We start from the raw sequence: 1776 nt of genomic DNA on the forward strand, positions 1-1776 counted from the left end.
ATAACACACCTAATACGATTATAGTCACCGAAATATAATTAATAATTGGCGGTGTACCGTTAACGATACAGCTCAAAACATACTATTGCAGGTAGGTTCTTGTCGCTTAAGACCGGCAGAAACCCGCAGAGCAATATTCTGCGTTGCAACAGATTTTCGTTTTTTGATCGACCCGCGCGCGGCATCACGGATTAAGCCGCGCGCGGGTTTTTGCGTTTTTCAGCCCCGTCAAAAGGCTTAAAACTTTAGATAACCCCGTGACAATGCTTGTATTTTTTGCCCGAACCGCAGGGGCAGGCGACATTGCGCGATAGGTCCGTCCAAGTGGTCGGATCGTCGCGGCGGATGCGGCTGCCGTGATACAGAGTCCAGCCGTCGTCATCCGTTGCCGGGGCAGCGTCATCGGCGAATAGCGCCCCGGGCGGGGTCGACATTTGCAGTTGCAGATGGGTGATTGCTTGCACGACCGATTGGCGCAGGCTGCCCAGCATATCTTCGAACAGCACGAAGGCTTCGCGCTTATATTCGTTCAGCGGATCGCGCTGGGCATAGGCGCGCAGGCCGATGCCCTGGCGCAGATGATCGAGCGTCAGCAGATGGTCTTTCCAGAGTTGATCGAGGATTTGCAGCAGCATGCTCTTTTCGGCCAGGCGCATAATCTGCGGGCCATATTCGGTTTCCTTACCGGCCATCGCGCTATCGGAGGCCTGGGTGATGCGCTCCAGAATCTCTTCGTCGGCGATGCCCTCTTCCTTCGCCCAGTCGGGCAGTGGCAGATCGAGGGCGAGCAGGCGCAGCGTTTCAGTATGGAGCTGGCCGATATCCCATTGCTCGGCATAGGCCGCCGCCGGAATGCAGCGCTTCACGAGGTCTTGAATAACCTCCTGGCGCATTTCCGTGACCATGCCGGAGCAATCTTCGGCATTCATGATCTCGCGGCGCTGCTCGTAGATCACCTTGCGCTGATCGTTCATGACGTTATCGAAGCGCAACAGATTCTTGCGGATTTCGAAATTGCGCGCTTCAACGCGCTGTTGGGCTTTGGCGAGCGCCTTATTGATCCAGGGGTGAATGATGGCTTCGCCTTCTTTCAGCCCCAGCTTTTGCAGCATCCCATCCATCCGGTCGGCGGCGAAGATGCGCATCAGATCGTCTTCGAGCGACAGGAAGAATTTGGACGCGCCGGGATCGCCCTGACGGCCCGAGCGGCCGCGCAACTGATTGTCGATACGGCGGCTTTCGTGGCGCTCGGTGCCCATCACATAGAGCCCGCCTGCGGCCAGCACGATCTGGCGGGCGGCTTCCACTTCGGCGCGGATCGTCGCTTCCTTGGCGGCGCGAACTTCGGCGCTGTCGGTCGGCATCACTTCGACCGCAAGCCGGGCTTCCACATTGCCGCCGAGCTGAATATCGGTGCCGCGCCCGGCCATATTGGTGGCAATCGTCACCGCGCCGGGGCTGCCCGCTTGCGCCACTATCATGGCTTCCTGCTCGTGGTAGCGCGCGTTCAGCACCGAATGGGGGATGTTGGCCTTCTTCAGCAGTTCCGACAGCAGTTCCGATTTTTCAATCGAAACCGTGCCGACCAGCACCGGCTGATTGCGCTCGCGGCATTCTTTGATAAGGGCGGCGATAGCTTCGTATTTCTCGCGGGCGGTACGATAGACCTCATCGTCATGGTCTTTACGCGAGACCGGCACATTGGTGGGAATATCCACCACTTCGAGATTGTAGATTTCCTGGAATTCCGCCGCTTCCGTCGCCGCCGTACCGGTC

At 58.2% G+C, this 1776-nt stretch carries 1 protein-coding gene; it reads right to left on the reverse strand.

Going from position 1 to position 1776, the window contains the following annotated elements; genetic code table 11:
• Nucleotides 1-245 precede the first annotated feature (245 nt).
• A partial coding sequence (locus VZ95_RS19610) for a preprotein translocase subunit SecA (protein ID WP_045777365.1) occupies nucleotides 246-1776 on the reverse strand: 1531 nt, incomplete at its 5' end.

This window comes from Elstera litoralis (genome assembly GCF_000963705.1).
Lineage (GTDB): Bacteria > Pseudomonadota > Alphaproteobacteria > Elsterales > Elsteraceae > Elstera > Elstera litoralis.